The sequence below is a fragment of the Paenibacillus sp. 01T422 genome (genome assembly GCF_056398785.1).
This window is the reverse complement of record NZ_JBFTQB010001179.1, coordinates 1-1552: the sequence shown is the minus strand read 5'-3', so window position 1 is coordinate 1552 and position 1552 is coordinate 1. Positions and strand designations below refer to the sequence as shown.

Genomic DNA, 1552 nt, shown 5'->3' with positions numbered 1-1552 from the left:
CAATAAGAATGTCAATCGCTGGGCAAGTATCGAAGCTATAATGTGGCGTAATCGTGATGCCGCTAACGGTTGTCAAAGGGGTTTCTTTTTCCGCTACCGTAAAGACCTGGAAATTGCTGCCCAAGAACCCTGCCACCCCAAATACATCATGAGGCCCAGTAAAATCCAGCGTATCTACCTTATTATACAACACAACTCCAACATGCCTTGTCCTCTTCATCCCCATCATCTCCCTTAGAAATAGAAAGAGCATTTGACCCCATCGGATCAAACGCTCTGCCCAGGCGATCGGCTGTATGATATATGCGCTCCCCCGTAGTCCTCTACGTTTCGCCAGTTACGCATACCTGAATTTCCCTTTATTATACATAGAAAAATGAAAGTCGTCTAGATGAAATCCTTAATCTCAGAGTCGCATTACAGTAATCGACTCATTGTTGAAAGCTTCCCCGTTATCAGAACAAAACCATAGCTACTCAAAAAATCGTAGGCACCATACCCCCGTCCATCCGAATTGGAGAACCTTTAAACGCAGATGCATAAGGGCTGCATAGGAAGGCAGCAAGTCTGCCTATTTCAAAAGGCTTGATGAATCGCTGTATTTCGGATTGAGGCAGATTTGCTGCCATAAATTTTTTCTCTTTTTCCGAGAATTCCATGTGTTCTGGAAATAAGCTTTCAATGATTTGATATACATTTTCGGAAAGCGTTGGTCCTGGCATGATCGTATTGGATGTGACTTCCGTTCCGATCGTTAGTTTAGATATACTTTTGGACAGTGATAATAACATAGATTTCGTCATGGCATACTGTGGCATTAGACCTGAAGGCATAATTGCTTCTTCGCTTGCTATAAAGATAATCCGACCATCATTATTTTTCAACATTTTAGGCAAATAATACTTAGATAAGCCATTAGCGGCAAGCACATTCGTGCGAAAATATTTCTCCAATACTTCATCGTCAACTTCCTCATAGGACATGATTTCATAAATGCCCATATTGTTAACCAGAATATCGACAGATGGATATTTAGCAAATATAGCTTCTCTTTGCTGCTTATCCACTATATCGCCCACTGCATTCTGAGGAGAGGTTGACGAGAACTCCGCCTTCAGTTCTTGCACGGTTTGCTCTACCTCTTCATGATTTCGTCCGTTAACGAGAACGTTGACACCTTCTCTTGCAAGTTCAATGGCGATTGCTTTCCCTATACCTTTGGTCGATCCTGTTACTAAAGCTGTCTTGTTCATTAATCTCATATCCATACTTTACATCTCCTTTGATGACCCATGTGCGCCAGATAGAGATAATAATACTTTGTCAGGATCGTTTGGTAACTAGCATGCAACGTCAAATTTCTTGCTTCACGCGCCAACTTAGAAAAAGTAGAGTAAGTAGTGTGAAATTCTATGATGTCGGGTGTGCCCTTACATAGTCGGACCGCCAATTCGAAGGAGTATCCCCTTCCCAGAAGCGAAAGGCGCGGTAAAATGAATTCTGGTCTTCATATCCAAGTAAAAAAGCTACATCTTTTATATCGAGTTTGTTG

General features: G+C 41.8%; 3 protein-coding genes and 1 riboswitch. All 3 genes read right to left on the bottom strand.

The window, feature by feature from the left end:
• The coding region (locus AC1DUA_RS36930) for a type 1 glutamine amidotransferase family protein (RefSeq protein ID WP_477504456.1) at positions 1 to 220 on the bottom strand (220 nt) is incomplete at its 3' end.
• A 51-nt stretch (positions 221 to 271) separates the two neighbouring features.
• A riboswitch (ZMP/ZTP riboswitch) is annotated at positions 272 to 351 on the bottom strand.
• Between the two features lie 125 nt (positions 352 to 476).
• Entirely contained in the window at positions 477 to 1268 is a 792-nt protein-coding gene (locus tag AC1DUA_RS36925; protein WP_477504455.1) for an SDR family NAD(P)-dependent oxidoreductase, read from the bottom strand.
• Between the two features lie 142 nt (positions 1269 to 1410).
• Positions 1411 to 1552: helix-turn-helix domain-containing protein (locus AC1DUA_RS36920; protein ID WP_477504457.1), on the bottom strand; the 142-nt coding region annotated here is incomplete at its 5' end.